The following is a 25,270-nucleotide window of genomic DNA, read 5'->3' as shown; positions in this document are numbered from 1 at the left end:
TGGAACAGCTTTTTGTTGATTGCATTCCAGTAACTCTATCAACGAATCTGAGTAAAGCGTTTGCTTAAAATTGATGAGTACTTCCAGATATGATCAAATACTTCCATCAGTTCCGGGTTACCGTCCGATGATAAACAAACGGCATGAAATCTATTTTTGTTGATTTTTAAAGCCCGTATCTCATTAGCCAGATCGCTAGGTAGTTTCTGAGCGATAAAATCTGAAATTATCAGGGTGTCGGCATTCTTATACAGCTGCCCTTTCATTAACTCAATTGATTTCGCGATGACCGGTTTTAAATCCGTTCCTCCACGAAAACTTGAAGATAAAAAGGTCAGTATAGTTGCCAGACTGGTTGTTTTGGTTATTGGAAAAGTAATAACTTCATTAGAAAACATCATAAGAAAACACTGGCGCTTCTGTTCAAAGGCTATCTGAAATAATGCGTAACAGATTGATTTTGCCGTTAGCTCAGGAAAGCCTTTCATCGATGTTGAGCTGTCTACGCAGATAATAAACGGGCCGCCGTTTTCTTCATTATCATCTGTAATATCTCTGAACTGAGTTATTTTTTTATACTGATCAACGGCACCTTGATACTGATAAGACAATAGATGTCGTTCGATATAACGCTTGTAAAAAATAATTTCCAGCTCAGGAAAAGTTAAATTAACCGCTTCGGTCTGGAGCATTCGTGATATCTCATTACTGTAACTGACGCCCTGCATATCATCTGGAATATCATCCTGATAACTGTTATCTAAAACCCACGTCTCGTAGCTGTTTGGTGTTTCTTTATTATCGACATGCGCAATGGCCATTCTTCCTAACTGCGCTGCAATTTCTTTTAACTCGGGAGTATTAGTCAGGTGCCTGGTAAAGCGCTGCAGTAAACTGATATCAATATGGGTAAGTCTGCCTTTAGACAGATCCCAGAGGCGCTCTCCATTGCTTAACAACTCCTTGTCTACAACAGCAGTTAAGTCCTCTAAATTCTCATTTCTCAATTGTAGTTCTTTTAATAACTCTTTTCTTTTTTCTTCTATTAATTCTGTCTGGTGCTGGTGAACAGCCTGTTCGATAGACTGCTGCCATTGATCAATAAAAACAGCAAAAAACACCGTGTCAGGCATGGTCTGATTCTGCTGGAGCAGAGAAATTCCCGACTGGTAGAAATTAGAATCTGCTTGTATTTTTTGTAGAATTGAAGGGACTTTACTGCGTAATTTTATGGGAGATAAAAGGCGTGACATCTCACACAGGGTTATTTCATTATTTAAAGAAGCAGGCATTGGCGCTTCTGCTAATAATGAAATTAAATCGTTTTTCCAGTTCTCTATGAAACTTATCTGTGCATCATCTGCATTACGACTTTGAGTAGTAATTTCCAGCAGAGTCTCATCTATTAGTGAAGAGAATATAGAAGACACTTAGCTGCCTTGTCCGAAAAGTTTGGCGGTGGCAGATAGACGTGTTTTTAATGCCTCTTTGCGCTCTTTAATATTATTTAGCTCTAAAGTTAACGCCCCTAAACTTTTAGCTACATCTTCAATGAAATCGTTGCCAACAAAAATGTTCTTGTTCATTGTGCTGAATTCCAGCTGGTTTTTTAAAATGTTACTTTCTATATTTTGTATCTCTTGATCAAGGGCCTGTAAGGGTAATAACCAGTTTTCATTAATATCGAGTAAAGCTTCGCTGCTTAAAACAGCAACCGGAATTGCCTGATTAGAAAAGTTCTGCACATGCAGATGGCGGTTTTCATCAACTGTAAAATTTAACCAGGTGCCGTTAATGCGATCATTAACATAACCTTTTACCACACATGAACCGCTTTTTATCTGCTTTTGGAAATCATCTAAGCCTAGGTATAACCATTGCGCTTTTTCCTGTGAGCCCTCTTCTAAAATGTCGTATTCACCAATTAAAGCAATTTTACACATATTAGGCAGGCCGTTATGAACTTGAGTTGTAACCTGCTGATCATTTAATTTATAACGTATTTTGGTGAGTCTCATATCGGAAGCTAATCGGGTTGCAAAGCGATTAGCAAATTCATTATCCAGTAATGAGATTTTTTCGTTCAGCTGCACTATCGTGCTTTGTACTTCGTCCTGGTCACAAAAACGTCGTTTTGCAAAATCATGAATAACTTCAAGAATGGCGTCTCTTGAGGCAAGGTCATGCCAGATACAGTCTTTTAATATAAAGAGGTCTGTTTCTAAAACTTCACTGCGGCCGTTAAAATAGGCACAGGCCTGCAGTAGTTTCATAGACTTTTTCCAGCGTCGGTCTGATACATAAACCGGCTCTTTAATTTGACTGCCGCTGCTGTTTTTTTGTTCTAAAAATAGCTTTAGTTCATAGATAAGCTCAAAACAGTGCTCGCTTAAATTTACTTCCGCAATCTCTTTCTGCCATAAATCAAATTCATCATTGCTGACTTTTTTTACATTACCCGCACTTCTGCTGAGCGGTTTCTGCACCAGCATGGCTTTAAAGTTTTTTTTGTCCTGAATGGGGTGCAGATATAAACGAAGCAGCATGCGGTCATATAAGGCTTCTAAACCTGCGTCAGCTCCAGGAAGCTCATTCGAGGCAGAAACAATCACCCGCATAGGCACATTTTCGTGCTCTACGCCGTTATGGAAAGTTCTTTCGTTAATAACCGTGAGAAGAGTATTTAGAATTGCCGGCCCGGCTTTCCATATTTCATCTAGAAAGACTACTTTTGCTTTAGGCAGATAACCTTCGGTTAAGCGAATATATTTTCCTTCATCTTTTAAGGCTTTGATCGATAAAGGACCGAATATTTCTTCTGGTGTGGAGAATCGTGTCATTAGATATTCAAAATAACTTTCGTCTTCAAATATTTTAATCATACGCTTGGCGATTAAGCTTTTGGCAATTCCAGGAGGGCCTAATAAAAAAACGCTTTCACCACTAAGTGCTGCTAATAAACATAATCTAATTGCGTCTCTACGCTCGTAAATACCATAAGACAGCTGGTCAATTAGTGCTTCGATCCGATCTGCAATGGTGTTCTGTAAAACCGTCATTTAACTTTCCTGGAAATATAAATATCTGAGTGTCACATTACATGAGATACAGCAGGTATGAAAATTTATCTGTGATTTTAACTATACATATCAATTAACAGGGGGAGCACTTGGGGGGATTATGAAAGAAGTGTAATGACTGGTCCTTCAGTCGTTACAGACACTACAAAAAGTTAGCAGTTAACAGCCTTTGGTGGAAGTGGTCGTAATAAACTGAAAACTTGTGAAAACATAACAATGGTAAAGGTAATAAATAGGTTGAAATGATCAACTTGCGGGTGATTAAGAACAACTAAAAATAGCAGGATCATTAAAGTAAACTTACAAAAATATCCAAACATCATGAGAGAATTAGTTAACAGCTGCTTTCCTGCTCCCATAAATAGAAAAGATAATTTAGTGAATATAAACTGCGGAACTAGAAAAATAAGCCCGCCTAACAGTGCCGATCGTGCCGAGCGGTGATCTGATGTAAACTCTGTCATCAACACCATGAGCACAACGAGCAGCAGCTGCCCTAGAAGCAGCTTTAAAGCGTGACTTCTTATTGCTAGTTCATAGAGAGAATGTGCCATTGTATTATTAACCTTATATGTTGTTTTAAATGAATTTTAAAGCGTGCTGTTGGAGTGCTGTTTTGCGCAGTAATTATACATATATTTGCGATTGTTGTATAAATAATAAGCAGAGAAATGTGCTTTATTTCGTGTTTTTTTACCTTAAAAGAGATATAAAAAAGCCAGCTTAATAAGCTGGCTTTTATCTTCGCTGTTTTTAAATCGGATTAAAGATCGATATTACCAACACGCAGTGCATTCTTTTCAATGAAATCACGACGCGGTTCTACATGGTCACCCATTAAGGTAGTAAACAGCTGATCCGCACCAACTGCATCTTCAATAGTAACCTGAAGCATATGGCGGGCATTCGGGTCCATTGTTGTTTCCCATAATTGACCTGGATTCATCTCACCCAGTCCTTTGTAACGCTGCAGGTAAAGACCGCGTTTGGATTCATGCATCAGCCAGTTAACCGCATCAACAAAGCTGCTTACATCTTTTCTACGTTCGCCGCGCTTAATGTAGGCGCCGTCCTCTAACAGGCTTTGAATCTCAGTACCGACAGATACTAATGATTTGTAACCTTCTGAACCGAAAAATTCTTCATCGAAAGTAAAGTTCGCATCAACGCCATGTTTACGTACAGTAAAGATAATATTATTACTTAATTCATCTTCTGACTGAACAACTTCAGAGTCGTAAATTGTCCCCTCTAAATCTTCAAGATTTAATGAGGCCACTACTTCTTTAACCCATGCTGAAGCAACGGTCTCTTTTGCTAGGTCTTCTAAAGTTAACTCCGGCTGATAGATCAGTTTATCTAAAATAACCGAAGGATAGCGACGCGCTAAACGCTCAATAGTTTCCTGAACGCCGCGGTAACGCTGAATCAAACCTTCAAGTGCAAGGCCGGAAATTCCAGGCGCATCTGCATTTACATGTAGAGATGAATTCTCCATCGCTAATGTAGTTAAATAGGTCTGCAGTTCCGCTTCATCTTTAATGTAGTTTTCCTGCTTACCTTTTTTAACTTTATATAAAGGAGGCTGTGCAATGTATACAAAACCATTTTCGATCAGCTCCGGCATTTGACGGAAGAAGAAGGTTAATAATAGAGTACGGATATGCGAACCATCGACATCGGCATCGGTCATGATGATGATACGGTGGTAACGTGTTTTTTCCGGATTATATTCATCACGGCCGATACCGCAGCCTAAAGCAGTAATTAAGGTAGCCACTTCCTGTGAAGACAGCATTTTATCAAAACGTGCTTTTTCAACATTTAGGATTTTACCTTTAAGCGGTAAGATAGCTTGATTTTTACGTGAACGACCCTGCTTAGCACTACCGCCAGCAGAGTCCCCTTCCACAATATATAGTTCAGAAAGTGCCGGATCTTTTTCCTGACAGTCGGCTAATTTACCCGGTAAACCAGCTAAATCTAATGCACCTTTACGACGCGTCATATCACGTGCTTTACGGGCTGCTTCACGTGCGCGGGCCGCATCAATAATTTTAGATGTAATGATTTTTGCTTCAGATGGATTCTCTAACAAGAAGTCCTGCAGGTTTTCACCCATTGCACTTTCAACAATTGGTCGAACTTCAGATGAAACTAAACGGTCTTTAGTCTGTGATGAGAACTTAGGATCAGGTATTTTTACGGAGATAACTGCTGTTAATCCTTCGCGTGAATCACCGCCTTCAGTTGTTGCTTTGTTTTTGTTATTTTTAACTTTTGCTAACTCAGCTTCCATGTAAGCATTTAAAGTTCGTGTTAAACCGCCGCGGAAGCCGGTCAGATGTGAACCACCATCGCGCTGAGGAATATTGTTAGTGAAACAGAAAATATTTTCCTGGAAACCGTCATTCCACTGCATAGCTACTTCAACGCTGGTACCGTCATCGTTGTCTACAGAAAAATGGAATACTTTCTGATGTACAGGCGTTTTGTTCTGGTTTAAATACTCAACGAATGACTGAATACCGCCTTCATAACAAAAGTGGTCAGACTTATCTTCTTCTCTCTTGTCGATAAGCTTGATTGATACACCTGAATTCAAGAAAGAAAGCTCACGTAAACGTTTAGCTAAAATATCGTAATGAAATAGTGTATCTGTAAAGGTTTCTTTGCTTGGCCAGAAACGGATTTCTGTACCAGTGTGTTCTGAATCACCAATCACAGCTAAAGGTGCTTCCGGCTCACCGTGAATATAAGTCTGCTGATGAATTTTACCGTGACGTTTGATGGTTAAGCGCAGTTTATGAGAAAGCGCGTTAACAACAGAAACACCTACCCCGTGAAGTCCGCCGGATACTTTATAAGAGTTATCATCGAATTTACCGCCGGCATGCAGTACGGTCATAATAACTTCAGCAGCCGAAACACCTTCTTCTTCATGGATGTCAACAGGGATACCACGGCCGTCATCGCGTACTGAAACAGAACCATCGGTATGAATGGTTGTTATAATGTCACTACAGTGACCTGCCAATGCTTCATCAATTGAGTTATCAAGGATCTCGAACACCATGTGGTGCAGACCTGTACCATCATCGGTATCACCGATATACATACCAGGGCGCTTACGTACAGCATCTAACCCTTTTAGTACTTTAATACTTGACGAATCATAACTATTCTCAGCCATAAAACTTTCACCTATTCTACTGTAATCTTGCCGTGTTCCACGTGAAACACAGTGCGTTCCTGCCCAAATAATGTCTCTATGCCATTTTTTTCAATGACACTGATAAACACTTGAGCATCGGAGTTGGAAATATGTTTTGCTAATATCTGTTGTCTGTTCTTATCTAATTCAGAACTGAAGTCATCAATTAAAAAAACACACTGTTTATTGTTAAAAGAGTTTAAAAATAATCCTTGTGCTAACCGTAATGCATAAACAAGCAGCTTTAACTGCCCTCTTGACAATACGTCATCAACCGGCAGTCCATTGATTTTAAAGCGTATATCTGCTTTTTGAGGGCCGGCTGTTGTATAACCAAGCTGCTTATCGCGGTTAAAGTTAGCTGTTAAATAATCCTGTAGTGATTTATTGTTTTTATCCCAGCCGCAGAAGAACTGACTGGTAATTGAAAATTCAGGTAAAAAGTCAGTAATGGTCTGATTTATTAATGGTATTAGTAAATCAAAATATGCCTGACGCTGCCTGCTGATTTCATCACTTAAATGACAAAGTTCATTATCCCATACTTGGAGCTCATTGTAAGTTTTACATTGCTTTAAAGCAGCATTACGTTGCTTTAACAGCCGCTTTATGCGAGCCCAGTTGTTGTAAAACAGAGGTTCATGATAAAAGACCCCCCAATCAAGAAAAGCCCGGCGGTTTTTGGGGCTTCCTGAGAGTAATGCGTAACTTTCCGGAGTGATCAGCTGCAGGGGCAGGTATTGTGTTAATGCAGCTAGATTTTTAGCATGTGCGCCGTTTATTTTGAGTAATGTTTCACCGGTTTTCGATTTCTGCAGTCCGACTGGAATCGACACATTCTCATTGCTGAGTTCGCTGTATAGGGTAAATTCTTTGTGGTCGTAGGCAATCACACGACTGGTCAGGTGAGTGCGGAATGAGCGCCCTAACCCGAGAAAATGAATTGCTTCCAGAAGCGAGGTTTTACCGCTGCCGTTCGCGCCGACTATCAGATTTGTTTTGGGGTTAAAGTTGAGGTCTGCATTGGCTATATTACGAAACTGGTAAATAACTATTTTAGCTAAAGACATAAACTGAAACTCCGTAAACTTTCATAGGCGGGCTTTAAGAGCTTCAGTTTTATTATAAACGCATCGGCATTAAAACATAAAGTGAGTCATCGCTATCAATGGACTCTATTAATGCGCTGTGATCTGAACTGCTGAATGTTATTTTCACCTGGTCACTTTTAAGTGTATTAAGAACATCTAGTACGTAGCTGACATTAAAACCAATTTCCAGATCTGCAGATTGATAGTTAACATCAATATACTCTTCAGCTTCTTCTCGTTCCGGGTTGTTGGCGGTGATCTGCAGCAGGTTTTCTGAGAGGGTTAAACGTACGCCTCGAAATTTTTCATTAGACAAAATGGCTGCCCGGGAAAAGGCTTGTTTAAGTGTTTCACGACCGGAAATCAGCTCTTTATCGCCGTTACGCGGAATAACGCGGCGGTAGTCTGGAAACCTTCCATCTACCAGTTTTGTCGTAAACACAAAACCATTAATAATAGCGCGCAGATTATTCTGCCCGATCTGAATGGTGACATCCGCCTGGTCATTATCAAGCAGCTTAACCAGTTCTATTACGCCCTTTCTCGGTACAATAACTGACTGCTGTTCAATGCTCTGATTTAAAGCAATGGCACAGGAAGCAAGACGATGGCCGTCTGTTGCTACGCTGCGCAGTGTCTGCTCTGATGCTTCAAAGTACATACCGTTCAGGTAATAACGAACATCCTGACTGGCCATGGCAAACTGGGTAAATTCGATCAGTTTTTTGAATTCGACCTGGGCAACGGTCAGTTCAATAATGCTCTGCCAAGATTCAATATTCGGAAAATCAGCGGCTGGTAATGAAGAAAGTAAGTAGCGGCTTCGACCTGAACGCACTGTTACCCGCTCATCTTTTACTTGAAAGGTAATTTCACAGGGATCGGCTAAACCACGGCAGATATCTAATAACTTTCGTGCCGGAACGGTAATAACACCATCCTGTGACGGCTGCTCAAGTGTCACTTGTGCAATCAGTTCTACTTCAAGATCTGTTCCGGTCAGGCTTAATAAGTTATCTTTAACTTCAATTAATATATTACCCATAATAGGCAGTGCCGGACGTCCGCCGGCAACTGAACCGACTACAAGTTGTAACGGACGAAGAAATGCTTCTCTGGATATTGAAAACTGCATAATCAGACTTACCTTACATCGACAGTGTGCGAATTAGAATTTTATAATCTTCCTGGATATCGTTATTTTCACGACGTAATTCACTTACTTTACGGCAGGCATGCAGCACTGTGGTGTGATCGCGTCCGCCGAATGCTTCCCCGATTTCCGGCAGGCTGTGCTGAGTTAGTTCTTTAGCTAACGCCATGGCAATCTGGCGAGGACGAGCGACTGTGCGGGTGCGGCGTTTTGATGACATGTCCGAAGTCTTAATACGGTAATGTTCAGCAACCACTTTTTGAATATTATCAATGGTTGTTTGTTTAGTATGAACTGCCAGCATATCGCGCAGCGCATCCTGTACCAGTGAGATAGTGATATCCTGTCCGGTAAACTGTGCTTTAGCGGAGATATTAGCAATCGCTCCTTCTAAAACACGTACATCGGTAATGGTTAGACGTTTTGCAATAAAGAAGGCAACATCATCGGGCAGTTTCAAGCCGCGTTCTTCTGCTTTAGTAATTAGAATCGCAACACGTGTTTCTAGTTCCGGCGGATCAATCGGAATTGATAATCCCCAGCCGAAACGTGTACGCAGACGTTCATCAATACCTTCAATCTCTTTCGGGAAACGGTCACTGGTTAATATAACCTGCTGATGCGCATCTAACATTGAATTAAATGTCTGGAAAAGCACTTCTTGAGAACGATCTTTGCCGGCAAAGAAATGAATATCATCAATCAGCAATGCATCAAGTGATGCATAATATTCTTTGAATTGTTCGATTGTATTATTACGGATAGCATTAATCATATCCTGCACAAAACGTTCAGAACGAATGTAGACCACTTTGCTGTCCGGATTTTCTGCAACAATTGCATTACCTACCGCATGTAATAAATGTGTTTTACCTAACCCAGGGTGCGCATATAAAAATAACGGGTTGTAAACATCGCCCGGATTTTCAGCGATCTGCTGAGTTGTTGCAATGGCAAAGTTGTTTGATTTACCTTCAACAAAATTTTCAAAGGTATATTTTTTAATTAAGTTACTTTTATGGGCAACACTGTTTGCTTTGCTTTCACCTTCCCATGGCTGAGAAGAGGCGGCGGCAGGAGCCGCTGCTTTTACTGGTTTTGTTTCTGTTGAGTTAGCGGTGCCTACTAATAAACGGATCTGGATCGGCTGCTGCACATTTTCCAGAGCACCAATCTGCTGGATTTTACTTTCAATAATATCCATATATTTGTTACGTACCCACTCGCTGGTATATTTATTCGGCGAGTAAAGAGAAAGCGTGGAATTGTTGAATTCCGCCTGTAAAGGACGTAACCAAGTACTGAAGTCTCCCGTTGACAGTTCATCTTTTAATTGTGCTAAGCACTCTTGCCAAATTGCGAGGGACATCACTAACTCCAGTTATTAATTTCGGGCGGATAATTCTACCGATAAGATCTGTTTTTCGCTAGAAGATCTGTGAATAAATATATAAAAAAGATCCTTGTGTTTACTTGAATTAGGTGCGGGTCTGATTAGATCTATACTAAATAAGTAGGGCTTAACAGGTGCCCGGGATCTATTGTACGTATAAAGATCGTCTGCCGGCTGTTCTTTATTAAAACGAAACATGTAAAGATCACAGCAAGATCCTTGCTTATTAATTACGCTTCTATATAATCCCCCCACCCAAACTTTCGAGTCTGGCTCACAGTTTAAATTATCCTTATTAAGTTAATTCTTTTTGAGGTAATTATTTAATGTGCTTGAAAGAAGCATCTCTGATTGACTTTTGGTCGATCAATACATAGAATTCGCTCTCTTTTTAATCGGCTAAACCTTTTTCTTTATTATTTGTGATTTACTCTCTGAGTGATTTACCAATAATAAGCTAAAAATATTAGCTACTGTACAGTACTTAACAATAAGTGGAAAAGAGCATGAAACGTACTTTTCAACCTAGCAACATCAAGCGTAAGCGTTCACACGGTTTCCGAACTCGTATGGCGACCAAAAATGGTCGTGCAGTACTAGCTCGTCGTCGTGCTAAAGGCCGCGCAAGCTTAAGCGCATAATTTACCAGACGTGGTGAATTATTCGTTTTCTCGGGAGTTACGTCTGTTAACTCCCGAAGATTTTCAACCCGTTTTTAAAAATGCTGTTCCAGCAGTTTCTCCACACCTGACTCTTCTCGCTCGTAAAAATACCCTAGATCACCCGCGTATAGGAATGGCTATTCCTAAAAAGCATATTAAACATGCTGTCGGGCGTAATCGTATTCGTCGTATCGTAAGAGAGCAATTCCGTCATCAACAACACCAACTTCCAGCAATTGATATTGTTGTCATTGCTAAGGCGGGTATTGCTGATTTATCAAATCAAGAAATTAATAAGATATTAGATAAATTATGGCGAAAATTAGTGCAGCGCTGCAATGGGTAGTTATTAAAATAATTCGGGTTTATCAGATATTCATTAGCCCAATGATAGGTCCTCGTTGTCGTTTTACGCCAACTTGCTCTCATTATGCGATCGAAGCGATAAAAATGCATGGTATTATAAAAGGATGTTGGCTAGCGGGCGCCCGTCTTATAAAATGTCAGCCTTTAAGTGAAGGCGGTTACGATCCTGTACCTGCTTGTTGCGCTAATAAAAATAAACCTAATAAAAGAGATTAAAAAACGTTATGGAATCACAACGCAATTTACTTTTACTCGCACTGCTGTTTGTCAGCTTTTTGCTTTATCAAGCATGGGTAGTGGAAAAAAATCCTCAACAGGATCCACAGGCACAAGCTGCAGTAGCGACTGAACAAGTTAATTCATCGGTCCCGTCAAGTACTAACTTTAGTGCTGATGTTCCTGCCTCTTCACAAACAGCTGCGGCCAGCGAAGTTCCTGCTGAACAGCCTGCCGGCAAGTCAGTTGTTTTAGAAAATGACCAGTTACGCTTAGCAATCTCATTAGTCGGCGGTGATGTTATCTCTGCTGATTTATTAGAACATGATATTGAATTCGATTCTGAAACGCCTTTCCGCCTGTTAGACAGCGGTAATGGTTTCACTTATATCGCACAAAGCGGTCTGATTGGACAAGGTCCGGATGCAAATAAAAAAGGCCGTCCTTTTTACAGTGTAGATAAGACAGAGTCAGTATTAGCAGACGGTCAGACTGAAGTATCAACTGCCCTTCGTTTTGTTGATGATAAAGGTAATGTATTTACTAAAACCTTTACTCTGAAACGTGGTGAATACGTTGTTAATGTTTCTTATAACATTGAAAACAATACAGCAGAGCCGTTAAATGTGCAGTTATATGCACAGCTAAAAGAGTCTTTAAAAGAAACATCAACGAATATGATGATGCCTGTATACCGTGGTGGTGCTTTCTCCACTAGTGATACGCGTTACAGTAAATATAGCTTTGATGACATGAAAGACGGTGCGTTAAACAAAACCACTGAAGGCGGCTGGGTTGCAATGCTGCAGCACTACTTTGTATCAGCATGGATTCCATCTCCTACAGAGCAGAATCACCTGTACAGTAATATCATTCAAAACAAAGATGCTGCTATTGGTTTCAAAGCACCGCTTAAAACTATCGACGCAAACAGTGCTGCTGAAATTAGTACTAAGCTGTGGGTTGGTCCTAAACTGCAAAACAAGATGGCTGAAACGGCAGAGCACCTTGACTTAACTGTAGATTACGGCTGGTTATGGTTTATTGCTCAACCGATGTTCAAACTGCTTATTTTCTTTCAGGGAATTGTTGGTAACTGGGGTGTTGCGATTATCCTGATTACATTTACTGTGAAAGGTGCTCTTTACCCGCTGACCAAAGCACAGTACACGTCGATGGCGAAGATGCGCTTATTACAGCCTAAGATTCAGGCATTACGTGATCGTTACGGAGAAGACCGTCAGAAAGTATCTAAAGCGATGATGGAACTGTACAAGAAAGAGAAAGTTAACCCGCTTGGCGGCTGTTTCCCTATCCTGCTGCAGATGCCTATTTTCATTGCATTGTACTGGTCACTAATGGAGTCGGTTGAACTGCGTCATGCGCCGTTTATGTTATGGATTCAAGATCTGTCAGTACAAGACCCGTACTACATCATGCCTATCCTGATGGGTGTGAGCATGTTCTTTATTCAGAAGATGTCTCCAAACACAGTACAGGATCCGATGCAGCAGAAAATCATGAAGTTCATGCCTGTGATCTTCACTTTCTTCTTCTTATGGTTCCCGGCTGGCCTGGTACTATACTGGCTTGTGAGTAATATTGTTACATTGATACAACAGACTTACATCTACAAGCAGTTTGAAAAACAAGGTCTAAGCGATAAGAAATAGCTTTGTTGATAACGCAGAGTTAAAATAAAAGGCGGCTTATTAAAGCCGCCTTTTTTATTTGTTCATTTTTTTTAGGAATAAACCATGATCAAAGCTACCGATACAATTGTTGCTCAAGCGACCGCACCTGGTCGTGGTGGTGTAGGCATTGTCCGTGTTTCAGGCCCCGATGCTGAAGCTGTGGCAAAAATCATTCTAGGTAAAGTACCAAGAGTGCGTTATGCCGAATATCTGCCTTTTAGTGACCAGAACCAGGATGTATTAGATCAAGGTATTGCTCTGCTGTTTAAAGCGCCGAATTCGTTTACCGGAGAAGATGTATTAGAGCTTCAGGGGCATGGTGGTCCTGTGGTAATGGATATGCTGATTAAAGCTATCTTAACCATCAAAAATATTCGCAGTGCTAATCCCGGTGAGTTTTCTGAACGCGCTTTTATGAATGATAAACTCGATTTAGCGCAGGCTGAAGCGATTTCCGACCTTATTGAAGCAACATCTGAACAGGCAGCCAAAAGCGCTTTACACTCTCTACAGGGCGAGTTCTCTGAGAAAATATATCATCTGGTTGAAAGTTTGATTCATCTGCGTATCTATGTGGAAGCATCGATTGATTTTCCTGAAGAAGAGGTCGATTTTTTAAGTGACGGAAAAATCGCTAATGATTTATACCAGATTATTGACAACTTAAATGCGGTGCAGAAACAGGCCAAGCAAGGTGCCATTTTACGAGAAGGTATGAAAGTTGTGATTGCCGGGCGCCCCAATGCCGGTAAATCGAGTCTGTTAAATAACCTTGTTGGTAAAGAAAGTGCCATTGTTACTGATATTGCCGGGACGACACGTGATGTCATGCGTGAACATATCCATATTGATGGTATGCCGCTGCATATTATCGATACTGCAGGTTTACGTGAAGGGGCCGATGAAGTTGAAAAAATTGGTATTGAGCGCGCCTGGGCAGAGATCAATAACGCAGACCGGGTTTTATTTATGCTTGATGCAACCACCACGGATGCACAGGATCCCCATGAAATATGGCCTGATTTTATTGATAAACTACCTGAAAATATCGGTTTAACGGTTGTTCGAAATAAGGCTGATTTAACCGGTGAATCTTTATCTGTTACCGAAGATCATGATCATCCGGTATACCGTATTTCAGCTAAAACAGGTTTAGGTGTCGATGCCCTTAAAGAGCATCTAAAAGATATTATGGGTTACCAGGGTAATACAGAAGGCGGGTTTATGGCGCGTCGTCGTCATTTAGAAGCGATTGATAACGCTCAGAGACACCTGCTTGAAGGTAAAATTCAACTGGAAGAGTTTCAGGCTGGTGAGTTATTAGCTGAAGAGCTGCGTTTAACACAGCAGTACCTTAGTGAAATTACCGGTGAGTTTACCTCCGATGATCTGCTGGGGCGTATTTTCTCAAGTTTTTGTATTGGAAAATAATTGATCACTCCTACTAAGTTCAGGATCTGCTTGTTTTTGAGCATATAAAGCTTATCGAATAGCTGTTTTACGACTATAAGAACCCTCCTGTTTAATAAAAAAGCCGCTAATTTGCGGTTTTTTTTGTTTTCCTGTTGATGTTGATAGTGATTATCATTAAGATCCAGTTCGTTTGAAATGAAGCGAATATGAATTTTCGATGACACCTGCAGTTTGTCACAAATATGTCACAGCGCAAAGTTAAGCTTCATTTCGTGAGCAGCCGTTAGAGCTGATAAGTCTAAACCTTTAACTAAATAACACGGAAGAATTATGAAAAAAACATTATTAGCAGTTGCGGTATTAACAAGCTTTATTTCAAGTGCGGCTAACGCTGCAGACGTTTATGAAAAAGACGGTACTAAGCTCTCAGTCGGCGGACGTGCAGAAGTGCGCGGGCTGTTCAGTGATTCGGTTGAAGGCACAATGGAAGATAAAAGTCGTGCACGTATTAATTTTGCTGGTGAAACTAAAATTTCCGAAAATTTAACCGGTTTTGGTTTTATGGAGTATGAAATCAAACCTGATAGTGATCTTAAAAATCGTTACTTATATGCAGGTTTTGGTACTGTCGTAGGTGATTTTTCTTACGGTAAACAAGATACTGCAAATGTCCAGATTTCAGATATGACTGATATTGCATCTTACCATTCAGGTCAGCAGCAGCACATTGACGCGTCATCGGACAAACAAAGTAATAACTTCGTATATGCGGGCAGCTTTTTAAACGATGCTTTATCTGTACAGGCAAACTACATTGCCAGTGATGAGAAAGATGCAGACTCAGCGGCTCTATCTGCATTGTACGCTTTTGATTTTGGTTTAGATTTAGGTGTTTCTTACACAGACGAAGGTGAAAAAAAGCAGGTAACTGCAGGGGCTGCCTATACCTTAAACAGTCTTTACCTCGGTGCCACTTATGCTGCTGGTGAAGAAGCTGAAAACGACGACTTTACTTCATTAGAGCTGGCTGCTCAGTATAAATTTACTACAGAGTTCCGTCTATTGGCTATTTACGGTATGGCAGAACAAGATAAAGCCGGAGCTAAAACAGATACACAGGACTTTGCCGCTTTAGAAGCACAATACCGCTTTAATAAATCTATCCGCACTTATGTTTCTTATAAATTGGATAATTTAGACGGTGGTGAAGACGAATTATTAGCAGGTCTTCGTTACAGTTTCTAAACCTATAAAGCTTTTTGAGTTTGAGTTTGAGTGTTGAAGTCGGTATCTGGATAAAGTGACTAAACATAAGGCTGCTTCGGCAGTCTTTTTCTGCTGCTATTAATAACAGCCTCTGGCAGTGTCAGTCGTAGTTTCTATCTAAAATGACTGTGATTTCATCAGTTTATTCGGCAAGCATCAGCAACCCGCTTATCTTTCTGGTCCTAATAACGGGCAATAAAACAATATCTTACTATCACTCATGGATAATTCGCGCTGATAATTATGGGCTGTAAGAGATTGACCATTCGCTTTTGCAGACATCCTTCTCATTATGCGCTGAATTACGGCAGTGTTAATTTGTTGTTTTTGCTAAGTTGTTGATTTTTAGGTGGTTGTCGTTTTTCTCTTGACACTTCTTGAAAACTGTTATTTTTTAAAGGCAGTATTTATCAGTGTTGCGACGTATTATTTATTTCACAAGGAAGCAGGATGTTTTACAGGATGTAAAACAATCAACGGAAGATACAGAGAAAACAACAGGATGTTGTTAATGATAAAGATGGAATATTTATCAGGTTTGGAAAACAAAGGGACACTCCTGGATTAGGAGTTTATAAAACAAGATGTTTTATATATCAGGACGATAAATGGAATACACTGCAGGATGCGGTTAAGGAACACTTCCAGGACGGAAGCTTATAAAACGGGATGTTTTATATATCAGGATGATAAACGGAATACACTGCAGGATGCGGTTAAGGGACACTTCCAGGATGGAAGGATTAATAATATCCAGGATAGATATTATTAAGTCAGGACGGCAAAACAAGGATACCTCCTACGGAAAGGGAGATGACTGATAAGCAGGATGTTTATCTGATAGGGACATAAAAAGGATGCAGCCAAAGGACTGGTAAGTGGACGCCTAGGACTGGCATAGTCAAATGGATGTACAGCAGGGAGCATCAACTATCACGGACTTGATAGAGTGACTAAACTTAGGGCAGCTTCGGCTGCCCTTTCCTTTTTCTACGACTTATTTACTTATAGTTGATCTTCAATAAAACTTAGCTAACATCAAGAGCCCTGGCTGCCTTTTTCTTTTCACAACCGTTAATACCACCGTTTCAACTGTTTTATTCCGTCGTATACTTTGTGCCATTTTTTGTAATAATTCTTTTTTATCAATCTAATAACAAAAATTATTCGGCTATGTTTGTTTATTATAAACAGTCAGGTTGAATTATTTTACTGCATTTACCCTGAAAAAATTAATATAGAAAACATGTCTTGTGAGAGATCGACCATTGCTCTTAGCAGAGATCCTGCCTGTTAAACGCTGAATTATGTCTTGCTCGATGAATGTTTTTTTGTAACGCATTGAATTTAATGTGTTATTTGTTTTGTTCTTTACATTTGTTTGAAAATATATTTTTTTGCATACAATATTTAAGGCTGTTCAGACGTATTATTTATACCGCAAGGAAGGAGAGTGTTTTACAGGATGTGAAACAATCAACGGAAGATGCATGGATAACAACAGGATGTTGTTAATGATAAATTAGGATTATTTATCAGGTCAGGATGACAAAAGGACACTCCTAGGACAGGAGATTATAAAACAGGATTGTTTTATATATCAGGATGATAAACGGAACAAGCTGCAGGATGCGGTTAAGGATCACTTCCAGGATGGAAGATTAGTAATATCTAGGATTGATGTTATTAAGTCAGGATGACAAAAGAAGGACACCTCCTAAGGAAAGGGAGATGATTGATAAGCAGGATGTTTATCTCATACGGATGTTATAAGGATGTACCCAAAGGATTGGGAAGTGGACGCCTTGGATAGGCATAGTCAAACGGATGTACAGCAGGGAGCATCAACTATCACGGATCAGATAGAGTGACTAAACTTAGGGCAGCTTCGGCTGCCCTTTCCTTTTTCTACGATTTATTTATTTTTAGCTGAGTTTCAAAAAACTTAGCTAAGTTAAGTGCCCTGGCTGGCCTTTCTTTTTCGACGTTTAATTTTTAGATATATACCTAGCCCAGCTGTTTTAATAAACTCTTCTGCAGTTTTTCATATTCAAATTCAAAACCCGCATCGATTAATTTTTTTGGAAAAACATTGGTACTTGCCAGCAGTAATTCTTTACCCATTTCAGAAAATAAGAACTTTACAGCAAACTCCGGTAAAGGAAACAGACACGGACGTTGTAATTGTTTTGCGAGTAACTGGCTAAAGTTTTGATTAGAAACAGGATTCGGCGAGACCATATTTACCGGCCCACTTATCTGCTGGTTGTTAATGATAAACAAAAGGGCTTTCAGAAAATCATTGATATCAATCCAGCTCATGATCTGTTTTCCTGACCCGATCCGGCCGCCTAGGCCTAGTTTAAAAGCAGGTGACATTTTAGCTAAAGCTCCTCCTTCTTTACTAAGAACAAGCCCCGTACGTAAGTTAATTAAGCGGGTTCCGACGGTTTTAATATCCTGACTGCTTTGTTCCCATAACTTACTTAAATGACTAACAAAATCAATCCCGGGGCTGCAGTCTTCATACATCTGCTTTTCTCCCCTGTCACCATAAAAACCAATGGCAGATGCGTTTATGAACAGCTCTGGTGCCGGCTGGATGTTTTTAAAGTGTTCAACCAATAACTGGGTAGATAAAATTCGACTGTCTATAAGCTGCTGTTTTTTCTTTTTTGTCCAGCGCCCTGAAGCGATATTTTCTCCTGCTAAGTTTATGATTATATTCGGGTTGTTAAAATTTTTTAAACACAGTGATTTATTTTCTATGTCCCAGTACGGATGTTCCTCCTGTGTCCTGCGTAATAACCTCCCCACTTCAAAACCGTGTCTTTGTAAAAAAGGCACTAAAACAGAGCCGATTAATCCCGAAGAACCAATAATAAGTACTTTTTTTTTGTTCATAATGAACTCCGAATGAAAATCAGCTGTTGTTTTAAATATTATTATCAGCCTTATTATTGTGAACTTAGTTTATGTTATTGGTATTAAGTTGTTGGCTGATGTTAAAATACCTGCTTTGTTATTTTACTTATACACAGGTTAGACCATTCATGCTGTTAATGATCGATAATTATGATTCTTTTACCTATAACCTGGTTCAATATTTTAGTGAATTAAAACAAGAGGTTATTGTAAAAAGAAATGATCAGATCAGCCTTAAAGAAATTGCCGATCTTAATCCCGATCATTTAGTTATTTCTCCCGGTCCCTGTACACCAAATGAAGCGGGTATTTCGCTGGCTGCTATTGAACGGTTTGCCGGGAAGATCCCCCTATTAGGTGTTTGTTTGGGTCATCAGAGCATTGGTCAGGTTTTCGGCGCGCAGGTTGTTCGAGCAGCTAAAGTCATGCATGGTAAAAATTCATTGATAAAGCATGATGGCAAAGGTGTTTTCAGGGGGTTAAATAACCCTTTAGATATTACTCGTTATCACAGTTTAGTACTTAAACCGGAAAGTCTGCCGGATTGTTTAGATGTCTCTGCAACGGTGCTTGACGGTAGTGAAATTATGGCGGTTCGTCATAAAACATTAGCCGTTGAAGGTGTGCAGTTTCACCCGGAAAGTATCTGCTCAGAACAAGGTCTGCAGCTGTTAAATAATTTTATTAAACAAGGATAAATGAGTACGGCTGTAAAATAGAGTTGTCTTCCGCCGGTTGTGTGGAAAAGAATTCAGTTGTATTGCTATTAGCTATTGGTTTCAAAAAATAAGTGCGTATATTAATGTCGATTAATCTGTTTTACACCATTAAAGGATTTTCTTATGTCAAACACACAAATTACTCGTCCATTATTTGATCAGGTTATGGTGCCTAATTATGCTCCTTTAGCTATGATACCCGTGCGCGGTGAGGGCTCTCGTGTGTGGGACCAGGAAGACAATGAATACTTAGATTTAACCGGCGGCATAGCAGTTAATGCACTGGGACATGCACATCCTGAACTGGTTGATGTATTAACGCAGCAGGCAAAAAAGTTATGGCATGTCAGTAATATTTACACCAATGAACCTGCATTAACATTAGCGCAGAAACTGGTGGCTAATACTTTCGCTGAAAAGGTTTTTTTTGCAAATTCCGGTGCGGAAGCCAATGAAGCAGCTTTAAAACTTGCGCGTCGTTTTGCTTTTGATAATTATTCAAAAGAAAAAACCGAAATTATTGCGTTTTATCAGGGATTTCATGGTCGTACTTTTTTTACTGTTACAGCAGGCGGGCAACCAGCGTATTCAGATGGATTTGGTCCGAAGCCCGCTGATATCACGCATATTGAATATAATGATTTAGAAAGCTTAGCAAAGACTATTTCAGACAAAACCTGTGCCGTCATTTTAGAGCCTCTACAGGGAGAAGGCGGCGTTTTACCTATTGATAAAGCTTTTGCGCAGGGCGTTCGTGAATTATGTGATAAACACCATGCATTAATGATTTTTGATGAAGTACAGACGGGCATGGGGCGAACCGGTGAACTGTTTGCCTATATGGGGCTGGGAATAACACCTGATGTTGTAACATCGGCTAAATCACTGGGGGCTGGTTTCCCTATTGCGGCTATGTTAACACTTACTAAGTTTGCAGACAGTCTGACAGTAGGTACTCATGGCACAACTTTTGGCGGTAACCCGCTGGCCTGTGCAGTGGCAAATAAAGCTTTTGATTTAATCAATACGCCGCAAATGCTCCAGGGAGTTAAAGATAAAGAGATATTACTTCGCGATTTATTAGCAGAAATTAATAACGAATTTGCGGTTTTTAAAGAAGTGCGTGGTGCAGGTTTATTATTAGGTGCTGTGCTAAATGAGCAGTATAAAGATCGCGCTAAAGAGTTCTTTCTGGCAAGTGCAGAACAGGGGTTGTTAGTGCTGGTAGCAGGTGCGAATGTGATCCGTTTTGCCCCGGCATTAAATATTAGTCATGAGCAGATACGCCTGGCGATGGTTAAGTTTAAACAAGCAGTAAAATTAGTAACAGAACAGTAATAATGGTAATAAAAACAACAATTACAGCTGACAATATTTTCTTGTCAGGACAGAATTTTAATCTAAAAACAATGTTTTAAACTGGGAGCTCATATAATGAGACGCGAATTAGCAATAGAATTTTCTCGAGTAACTGAAGCCGCTGCATTAGCTGCTTATAAATGGTTAGGCCGTGGTGATAAAAATACCGCAGATGGTGCAGCTGTTGAAGCTATGCGTTTGATTTTCAATCAGATCGATATCGATGGTGAGATTGTTATCGGTGAAGGTGAAATCGATGATGCACCGATGCTTTATATCGGTGAACATGTTGGAACAGAAGCCGGTGGTGATGCTGTTGATATCGCTGTAGATCCTATTGAAGGAACACGAATGACTGCAATGGGGCAGTCTAATGCACTTGCAGTATTAGCGATTGGTGAGAAAGGCAGTTTCTTACGTGCGCCGGATATGTATATGGAAAAACTAATTGTTGGTCCAAATGCTAAAGATTCGATTGATTTGGAACTCTCTTTAGAGCAGAACTTAAAAGCCATTGCGCTTGCTTTAGGTAAGCCTTTAAGTGAATTAACCGTAGCAACACTTGCAAAACCTCGTCATGATCGTGTGATCAAAGATATGCAGGGTTTAGGTTGTCGTGTCTTTGCTATCCCTGACGGTGATGTGGCTATCGCTGTATTAGCCTGTATGCCGGATAATCAGGTTGATGTACTTTATTGTATCGGCGGAGCGCCTGAGGGAGTTATCTCGGCTGCAGTAGTCCGTGCATTAGACGGTAATATGCAGGCTCGTTTGATTCCCCGTCCTATGGTTAAAGAAGCAACACCTGAGAATATTAAAATAGGTGAAGAAGAGACCAGACGTTGTGCCGAACAAGGTATTGAAGTGAATAAAGTATTAAAACTTGAAGACTTAGTGAAAAATGACAACATCATCTTCTCTGCGACGGGCATTACTAAAGGTGATTTAGTTGAAGGTGTTAGTGTAGACGGTCGTATGGCAACAACAGAAACACTATTGGTACGTGGTAAATCCCGTACAGTACGCCGTATTCATTCTATTCATTATTTAGATCGTAAAGATCCGAAATTAAAAGAAATCATTCTTTAATTTTAAGGATAACTATTAAAAGGCGCATTTTGCGCCTTTTATATATCTGAAAAATACTTAGACCTATGACCTTAGGTTCAGAGTTATTATTTGCGTAATTTAACGCTTGATACCTGGTGATTGGTCGCTTTTTTAAGGATCAGGTTGGCTCTGTCACGTGTAGGGCGAATGTTCTCTTCTAAGTTTATGCCGTTAATTTCATCCCATATTTTTCCTGCAATAGAGATGGCTTCACGTTCAGACATCTTTGAGTAGCCATGGAAATAAGCATTCGGATCGGTAAATGCACCTTCACGGAACTTCAAAAAACGCTGAATATACCACTGTTTTAATAAGTCGGTATCAGCATCAACAAAGATTGAGAAATCGACAAAATCCGAAACGAAAATACGATGCGGGTGATCGGGATAGTTAATAGCGGTCTGTAGTACATTCAGCCCTTCTAAAATCACGATATCGGGCTTTTTAACGGAAATCGACTTCTCCGGAATAATATCGTAGGTCAGATGCGAGTATATCGGGGCAGAAACCTGCTCTTTACCCGATTTTATAGCTGCAACAAAGTCAACTAGAGCTTTAATATCAAAACTCTCGGGGAAGCCTTTTTTATGCATTAAGTTACGGGCGACTAAATCCTGATTGGGGCGTAAAAAACCGTCGGTAGTGACTAAGGCAACCTTCGGATGTTCCGGCCAGCGTGATAACAAAGCTTGTAAAATACGTGCCGTGGTACTTTTACCTACAGCTACACTGCCTGCTATGCCTATCACATAGGGTACATGCTCATTGCTGCTGCTCAGAAATTTATCGCGTACAGTGTGACGGTACTGCTGTGCTTCAACATATAAATTAAGCAAACGGGAAAGCGGCAGATAAATATCAATAACTTCTTGAATTGAAATTGATTCGTTGATGCCCTGCAGCTGCTGCAGGTCTTCTTCAGAAAGTGTTAACTGTACATTGTCGCGCAGCTCGGCCCACTGCTTACGTTCAAAGTGCATATAAGCACTGTGAATATTGTGCTGATCAAGTAGCGGATTTATCTTCATTTTCAATATTTTCTTGTTCAATATAGACAGACTTGGCACGACCCTGTGGATCATCTGTGTAGATATGGTACTGGCCGGCAGGCTTAATTAATAACTCAAACAGATTCACTAATGCCTCTTGAGACTGCTCTATATCAGCTTGACCGGCTAAGCGGGCAAAAGCGGCGTCATAATCACTTGCGACCCAGCAGGTATAGTCATAGAGGTCCATATAGGCTTCCTGCAGCAGATAAACACCCTCGATAAGAATCAGATCAATATCAGTAAAATCATAGTCTACAGTACGAGGATTTAAGACATCATCCAGTGTTACCGATGTTTTGATACTGCCGAACAGCTTAAGCGGTAAAATCAGCTGTTCAACCATTTCATCAAAACGATAAGCATTTAAATAATATTCTTCCGGGCTGCTCATTACATTAAAGCGTACACTCTCACTGGCTTCCCAGTCATCGCAATGGACAACTGCAACTCGAACACCTTCTAGTGCTAAAGCCGCCGCCACTTTATCGGTTAGTGCGCGTTTGCCGCCGCCTTCAATGCCGCTGATAGCGACTATTTGTGCTTTGGTTGATTCTTTCTGATTGTGCAGATCTCGTAAAACAGATTTTATTTGCGCTGCATTGTTGAATACGGTTTTCAAAGATAATGCTCCTACATCAATGTGGGGCTATTATGCCATAAAAATAACAGTGCACAAAAAAGGCCGCGATAGCGGCCGTTAGTTGTTTTATTTCAATGGCTTATGTTTTTAGTTGGTTTTCTTCGATAAGAAGTCGACTAAAGCGATAAACTCTTCAGTGCTTCGCACTGAACCTGTGTTTACCTTGTATTTGCCGTTGACTATGATTGCCGGTACACCGCTGATACGGAATGTTTCTGTATTACGTTTCATTTGTGATGCTAAACCGCTCACTGGAAAACTTGCTAATGCACCTTTGGCTTCAGATTGAGTAATACCTGTTTTTTCGAAAATAGCCAGGATATCCTGTTCACCGTTAATTGCTTTACGCTGAGTATGGATTTGATCAAATACCAGGCTGGAAAACTTATCGTCAACCTGAAGCATTTCTGCAGCGGCAAAAGCTTGTGTAAGCTGAGGGCCCATTTCTTTACCTAAGAAGTTAACGTGATTTTTTTTGATTGTCACATCTTTAGGCAGCTTCTCTTTCATTGCGCTCATTAAAGGTTCGAATTTAAAACAGTGCCCACAGTAAAATGAGAAAAACTCTACTACTTCAGGCTCCGCTGTTGCTGTTTGTTTAACAATCTCGTAATGAGTACCTTCTTTGTAATCAACAGCATTTGCTGTCAGTGGAAGCAGTATTAAACCCAGGAAAAGTGCAAAGACTTTCTTCATTGTATTATCCTTTATTAAATTAATAATTTTTATTATGTTGTTGTCAACAGCTGAATTAATAACCCGGCTGCAGAGAAATAGGTGCTTCCTTAAGTGCAGCTAGTTGATGCTGCAGCAATTGTAACAATTCTTTCCAGTATTGGTCAGTTGTAAACCAAGGAAAGTTCAATGGAAATGCCGGATCTGACCATCTATTGCTGATCCAGTTCACATAATTAACCATGCGCATACAACGCAGCGGCTCAATTAAGCTCAGTTCCTGCTGGTTAAACTGATATTCTTCTTGATAACCATCCAGCAGCATAGAAAGCTGCAGCTGCTTTTCCTGCATATCACCATTTATTAACATCCATAAATCCTGAATAGCGGGGCCGGTTTTGCAGTCATCGAAATCGACAAAAAAGGGCAGATCATTGCTGATTAAAATGTTGCTTGCGTGACAGTCTCCATGCAGACGAATCTCAGCAAAATCATATTTAGAAAGCAGGGGGCTTACTTCCTTCTCTATGCTTTGTAGTGTGATAAACAGTTCTGGCTTGATAAAATCCGGAATGTAGCGGCTTTTCTGCAGCTCTTTAATCGGGTTTGTTAGCATGGTCTGCAGATCCAGGTGCTCTCTATGTTGAAAAGAGCTTTGTGCGCCGATACGATGCATTTTTCCTAAAGCGCGTCCTGCTTCATAGAGTATATCAATATTATCAAGCTCCATAGAGCGTGCAGAGAGGTTATGAAACAGGGCAAAAGTGTATCCCTGAAAGTGAAACAGACTCTGCCCGTTTATAATAACTGGAGCTGCTATATCGCATCCCTGCTCACTGAGTTCGAGACTGAACCTCTGCTCTTCATGCAATTGTGCTTCAGTCCAGCGCTGCGGGCGGTAAAACTTCACCACGCAGCGGCTTTGATTTTCATCAGTGAATGAAAAAACACGATTCTCATAAGAATTAAGCGCGCTTAACCCGCTTTCCGGATAAATGCCGATACTGGCTAAAGCATCCAGCTGCAGCTCCGGGGTGAGGGAAGTGTAACTAAAGTTTGTTTCTGTCATAACTGCTCTTAAAAATTTTGGCGCTAATCAGCGCCTTTGGGATGAAGACCAAATCCACTAATTTTCTATTCATTTATGCTTGTTAAAATGAACGCTAGCTTCGCCCTTGATTTTGTAATTAGAATAACTAGTTACTGCAATCAACGCCTTGCTTTCATCCATTTTTCCTACGC

At 40.3% G+C, this 25,270-nt stretch carries 21 protein-coding genes; 9 read left to right on the top strand and 12 right to left on the bottom strand.

The annotated features are described in order from the left end of the window. Positions 1 to 38: 38 nt before the first annotated feature. The 7 genes from G327_RS0113410 to dnaA all read right to left on the bottom strand — a co-directional run bounded on the left by G327_RS0113410 (position 39) and on the right by dnaA (position 9,907). Positions 39 to 1,430 (bottom strand): vWA domain-containing protein, encoded by a 1,392-nt coding sequence (locus G327_RS0113410; protein WP_019615301.1) that lies wholly within the window; start codon positions 1,428 to 1,430, stop codon positions 39 to 41. After that, a complete protein-coding gene (locus G327_RS0113405; RefSeq protein ID WP_019615300.1) occupies positions 1,431 to 3,059 on the bottom strand; it encodes an AAA family ATPase in 1,629 nt (542 codons plus the stop codon). Between the two features lie 173 nt (positions 3,060 to 3,232). Beyond that, entirely contained in the window at positions 3,233 to 3,634 is a 402-nt protein-coding gene (locus tag G327_RS0113400) for an ATP synthase subunit I (RefSeq protein ID WP_019615299.1), read from the bottom strand. 209 nt (positions 3,635 to 3,843) lie between these two features. Next, complete coding sequence (gene gyrB, locus G327_RS0113395) at positions 3,844 to 6,273, bottom strand: DNA topoisomerase (ATP-hydrolyzing) subunit B (RefSeq protein WP_019615298.1); 2,430 nt, start codon at positions 6,271 to 6,273, stop codon at positions 3,844 to 3,846. Positions 6,274 to 6,284: 11 nt separating this feature from the next. Then, the gene (gene recF / locus G327_RS0113390) at positions 6,285 to 7,364 is read right to left on the bottom strand and encodes a DNA replication/repair protein RecF (RefSeq protein WP_019615297.1); all 1,080 of its coding nucleotides are present in this window, start codon (positions 7,362 to 7,364) and stop codon (positions 6,285 to 6,287) included. Between the two features lie 52 nt (positions 7,365 to 7,416). After that, complete coding sequence (gene dnaN, locus G327_RS0113385) at positions 7,417 to 8,520, bottom strand: DNA polymerase III subunit beta (protein ID WP_019615296.1); 1,104 nt, start codon at positions 8,518 to 8,520, stop codon at positions 7,417 to 7,419. A gap of 13 nt (positions 8,521 to 8,533) precedes the next feature. Next, positions 8,534 to 9,907, bottom strand: coding sequence for a chromosomal replication initiator protein DnaA (dnaA, locus tag G327_RS0113380; protein ID WP_019615295.1), 1,374 nt, complete (start codon positions 9,905 to 9,907; stop codon positions 8,534 to 8,536). 530 nt (positions 9,908 to 10,437) lie between these two features. Here dnaA and rpmH point away from each other — a divergent pair. From rpmH to G327_RS0113360, 6 genes are all read left to right on the top strand, one after another. Next, positions 10,438 to 10,572, top strand: coding sequence for a 50S ribosomal protein L34 (rpmH, locus tag G327_RS26545; protein ID WP_028869407.1), 135 nt, complete (start codon positions 10,438 to 10,440; stop codon positions 10,570 to 10,572). A 10-nt stretch (positions 10,573 to 10,582) separates the two neighbouring features. Continuing rightward, complete coding sequence (rnpA, locus tag G327_RS0113375; RefSeq protein WP_026339355.1) at positions 10,583 to 10,939, top strand: ribonuclease P protein component; 357 nt, start codon at positions 10,583 to 10,585, stop codon at positions 10,937 to 10,939. Next, the gene (gene yidD / locus G327_RS26540) at positions 10,906 to 11,175 is read left to right on the top strand and encodes a membrane protein insertion efficiency factor YidD (protein WP_083938514.1); all 270 of its coding nucleotides are present in this window, start codon (positions 10,906 to 10,908) and stop codon (positions 11,173 to 11,175) included. The genes rnpA and yidD overlap by 34 nt, the downstream gene beginning before the upstream one ends. An 8-nt stretch (positions 11,176 to 11,183) precedes the next feature. Continuing rightward, a complete protein-coding gene (yidC, locus tag G327_RS0113370) occupies positions 11,184 to 12,848 on the top strand; it encodes a membrane protein insertase YidC (protein WP_019615293.1) in 1,665 nt (554 codons plus the stop codon). A gap of 84 nt (positions 12,849 to 12,932) precedes the next feature. After that, on the top strand, positions 12,933 to 14,300 hold the full coding sequence (gene mnmE / locus G327_RS0113365; RefSeq protein ID WP_019615292.1) for a tRNA uridine-5-carboxymethylaminomethyl(34) synthesis GTPase MnmE: 1,368 nt from the start codon (positions 12,933 to 12,935) through the stop codon (positions 14,298 to 14,300). 312 nt (positions 14,301 to 14,612) lie between these two features. Further along, the gene (locus tag G327_RS0113360) at positions 14,613 to 15,527 is read left to right on the top strand and encodes a porin (protein WP_019615291.1); all 915 of its coding nucleotides are present in this window, start codon (positions 14,613 to 14,615) and stop codon (positions 15,525 to 15,527) included. A gap of 2,028 nt (positions 15,528 to 17,555) precedes the next feature. Here the strand turns inward: G327_RS0113360 and G327_RS0113355 are convergent. Beyond that, a complete protein-coding gene (locus G327_RS0113355; RefSeq protein ID WP_019615290.1) occupies positions 17,556 to 18,452 on the bottom strand; it encodes a TIGR01777 family oxidoreductase in 897 nt (298 codons plus the stop codon). Between the two features lie 149 nt (positions 18,453 to 18,601). Here G327_RS0113355 and G327_RS0113350 point away from each other — a divergent pair, with 149 nt between their 5' ends. The 3 genes from G327_RS0113350 (at position 18,602) to glpX (ending at position 21,640) form a co-directional block, all read left to right on the top strand. Further along, the gene (locus tag G327_RS0113350; RefSeq protein WP_019615289.1) at positions 18,602 to 19,171 is read left to right on the top strand and encodes an anthranilate synthase component II; all 570 of its coding nucleotides are present in this window, start codon (positions 18,602 to 18,604) and stop codon (positions 19,169 to 19,171) included. A gap of 144 nt (positions 19,172 to 19,315) precedes the next feature. Then, positions 19,316 to 20,530 (top strand): aspartate aminotransferase family protein, encoded by a 1,215-nt coding sequence (locus G327_RS0113345; protein WP_019615288.1) that lies wholly within the window; start codon positions 19,316 to 19,318, stop codon positions 20,528 to 20,530. A gap of 96 nt (positions 20,531 to 20,626) precedes the next feature. After that, positions 20,627 to 21,640 (top strand): class II fructose-bisphosphatase, encoded by a 1,014-nt coding sequence (gene glpX / locus G327_RS0113340; protein WP_019615287.1) that lies wholly within the window; start codon positions 20,627 to 20,629, stop codon positions 21,638 to 21,640. 86 nt (positions 21,641 to 21,726) lie between these two features. On the opposite strand, the gene coaA is transcribed toward glpX, so the two are convergent. From coaA to G327_RS0113320, 4 genes are all read right to left on the bottom strand, one after another. Further along, positions 21,727 to 22,689 (bottom strand): type I pantothenate kinase, encoded by a 963-nt coding sequence (coaA, locus tag G327_RS0113335; protein WP_019615286.1) that lies wholly within the window; start codon positions 22,687 to 22,689, stop codon positions 21,727 to 21,729. Further along, a complete protein-coding gene (locus G327_RS0113330; RefSeq protein WP_019615285.1) occupies positions 22,667 to 23,332 on the bottom strand; it encodes a nucleoside/nucleotide kinase family protein in 666 nt (221 codons plus the stop codon). Before G327_RS0113330 ends, coaA begins: the two co-directional genes overlap by 23 nt. A 108-nt stretch (positions 23,333 to 23,440) precedes the next feature. Next, entirely contained in the window at positions 23,441 to 24,049 is a 609-nt protein-coding gene (locus G327_RS0113325; protein WP_019615284.1) for a thiol:disulfide interchange protein DsbA/DsbL, read from the bottom strand. A gap of 55 nt (positions 24,050 to 24,104) precedes the next feature. Beyond that, positions 24,105 to 25,097 (bottom strand): serine/threonine protein kinase, encoded by a 993-nt coding sequence (locus G327_RS0113320; protein ID WP_019615283.1) that lies wholly within the window; start codon positions 25,095 to 25,097, stop codon positions 24,105 to 24,107. Positions 25,098 to 25,270 lie beyond the last annotated feature (173 nt).

Source organism: Psychromonas ossibalaenae ATCC BAA-1528 (genome assembly GCF_000381745.1).
GTDB lineage: Bacteria > Pseudomonadota > Gammaproteobacteria > Enterobacterales > Psychromonadaceae > Psychromonas > Psychromonas ossibalaenae.
This window is presented reverse-complemented; position numbering and strand designations above follow the sequence as displayed.

Coding starts and splice junctions, on each gene's coding strand:
- G327_RS0113325 (WP_019615284.1), bottom strand. CDS start 24,049: ATGAAGAAAGTCTTTGCACTTTTCCTGGGTTTAATACTGCTTCCACTG.
- dnaN (WP_019615296.1), bottom strand. CDS start 8,520: ATGCAGTTTTCAATATCCAGAGAAGCATTTCTTCGTCCGTTACAACTT.
- gyrB (WP_019615298.1), bottom strand. CDS start 6,273: ATGGCTGAGAATAGTTATGATTCGTCAAGTATTAAAGTACTAAAAGGG.
- G327_RS0113350 (WP_019615289.1), top strand. CDS start 18,602: ATGCTGTTAATGATCGATAATTATGATTCTTTTACCTATAACCTGGTT.
- glpX (WP_019615287.1), top strand. CDS start 20,627: ATGAGACGCGAATTAGCAATAGAATTTTCTCGAGTAACTGAAGCCGCT.
- recF (WP_019615297.1), bottom strand. CDS start 7,364: ATGTCTTTAGCTAAAATAGTTATTTACCAGTTTCGTAATATAGCCAAT.
- G327_RS0113345 (WP_019615288.1), top strand. CDS start 19,316: ATGTCAAACACACAAATTACTCGTCCATTATTTGATCAGGTTATGGTG.
- yidC (WP_019615293.1), top strand. CDS start 11,184: ATGGAATCACAACGCAATTTACTTTTACTCGCACTGCTGTTTGTCAGC.
- G327_RS0113360 (WP_019615291.1), top strand. CDS start 14,613: ATGAAAAAAACATTATTAGCAGTTGCGGTATTAACAAGCTTTATTTCA.
- G327_RS0113355 (WP_019615290.1), bottom strand. CDS start 18,452: ATGAACAAAAAAAAAGTACTTATTATTGGTTCTTCGGGATTAATCGGC.
- G327_RS0113405 (WP_019615300.1), bottom strand. CDS start 3,059: ATGACGGTTTTACAGAACACCATTGCAGATCGGATCGAAGCACTAATT.
- coaA (WP_019615286.1), bottom strand. CDS start 22,689: ATGAAGATAAATCCGCTACTTGATCAGCACAATATTCACAGTGCTTAT.
- yidD (WP_083938514.1), top strand. CDS start 10,906: ATGGCGAAAATTAGTGCAGCGCTGCAATGGGTAGTTATTAAAATAATT.
- rpmH (WP_028869407.1), top strand. CDS start 10,438: ATGAAACGTACTTTTCAACCTAGCAACATCAAGCGTAAGCGTTCACAC.
- G327_RS0113400 (WP_019615299.1), bottom strand. CDS start 3,634: ATGGCACATTCTCTCTATGAACTAGCAATAAGAAGTCACGCTTTAAAG.
- mnmE (WP_019615292.1), top strand. CDS start 12,933: ATGATCAAAGCTACCGATACAATTGTTGCTCAAGCGACCGCACCTGGT.
- dnaA (WP_019615295.1), bottom strand. CDS start 9,907: ATGTCCCTCGCAATTTGGCAAGAGTGCTTAGCACAATTAAAAGATGAA.
- G327_RS0113320 (WP_019615283.1), bottom strand. CDS start 25,097: ATGACAGAAACAAACTTTAGTTACACTTCCCTCACCCCGGAGCTGCAG.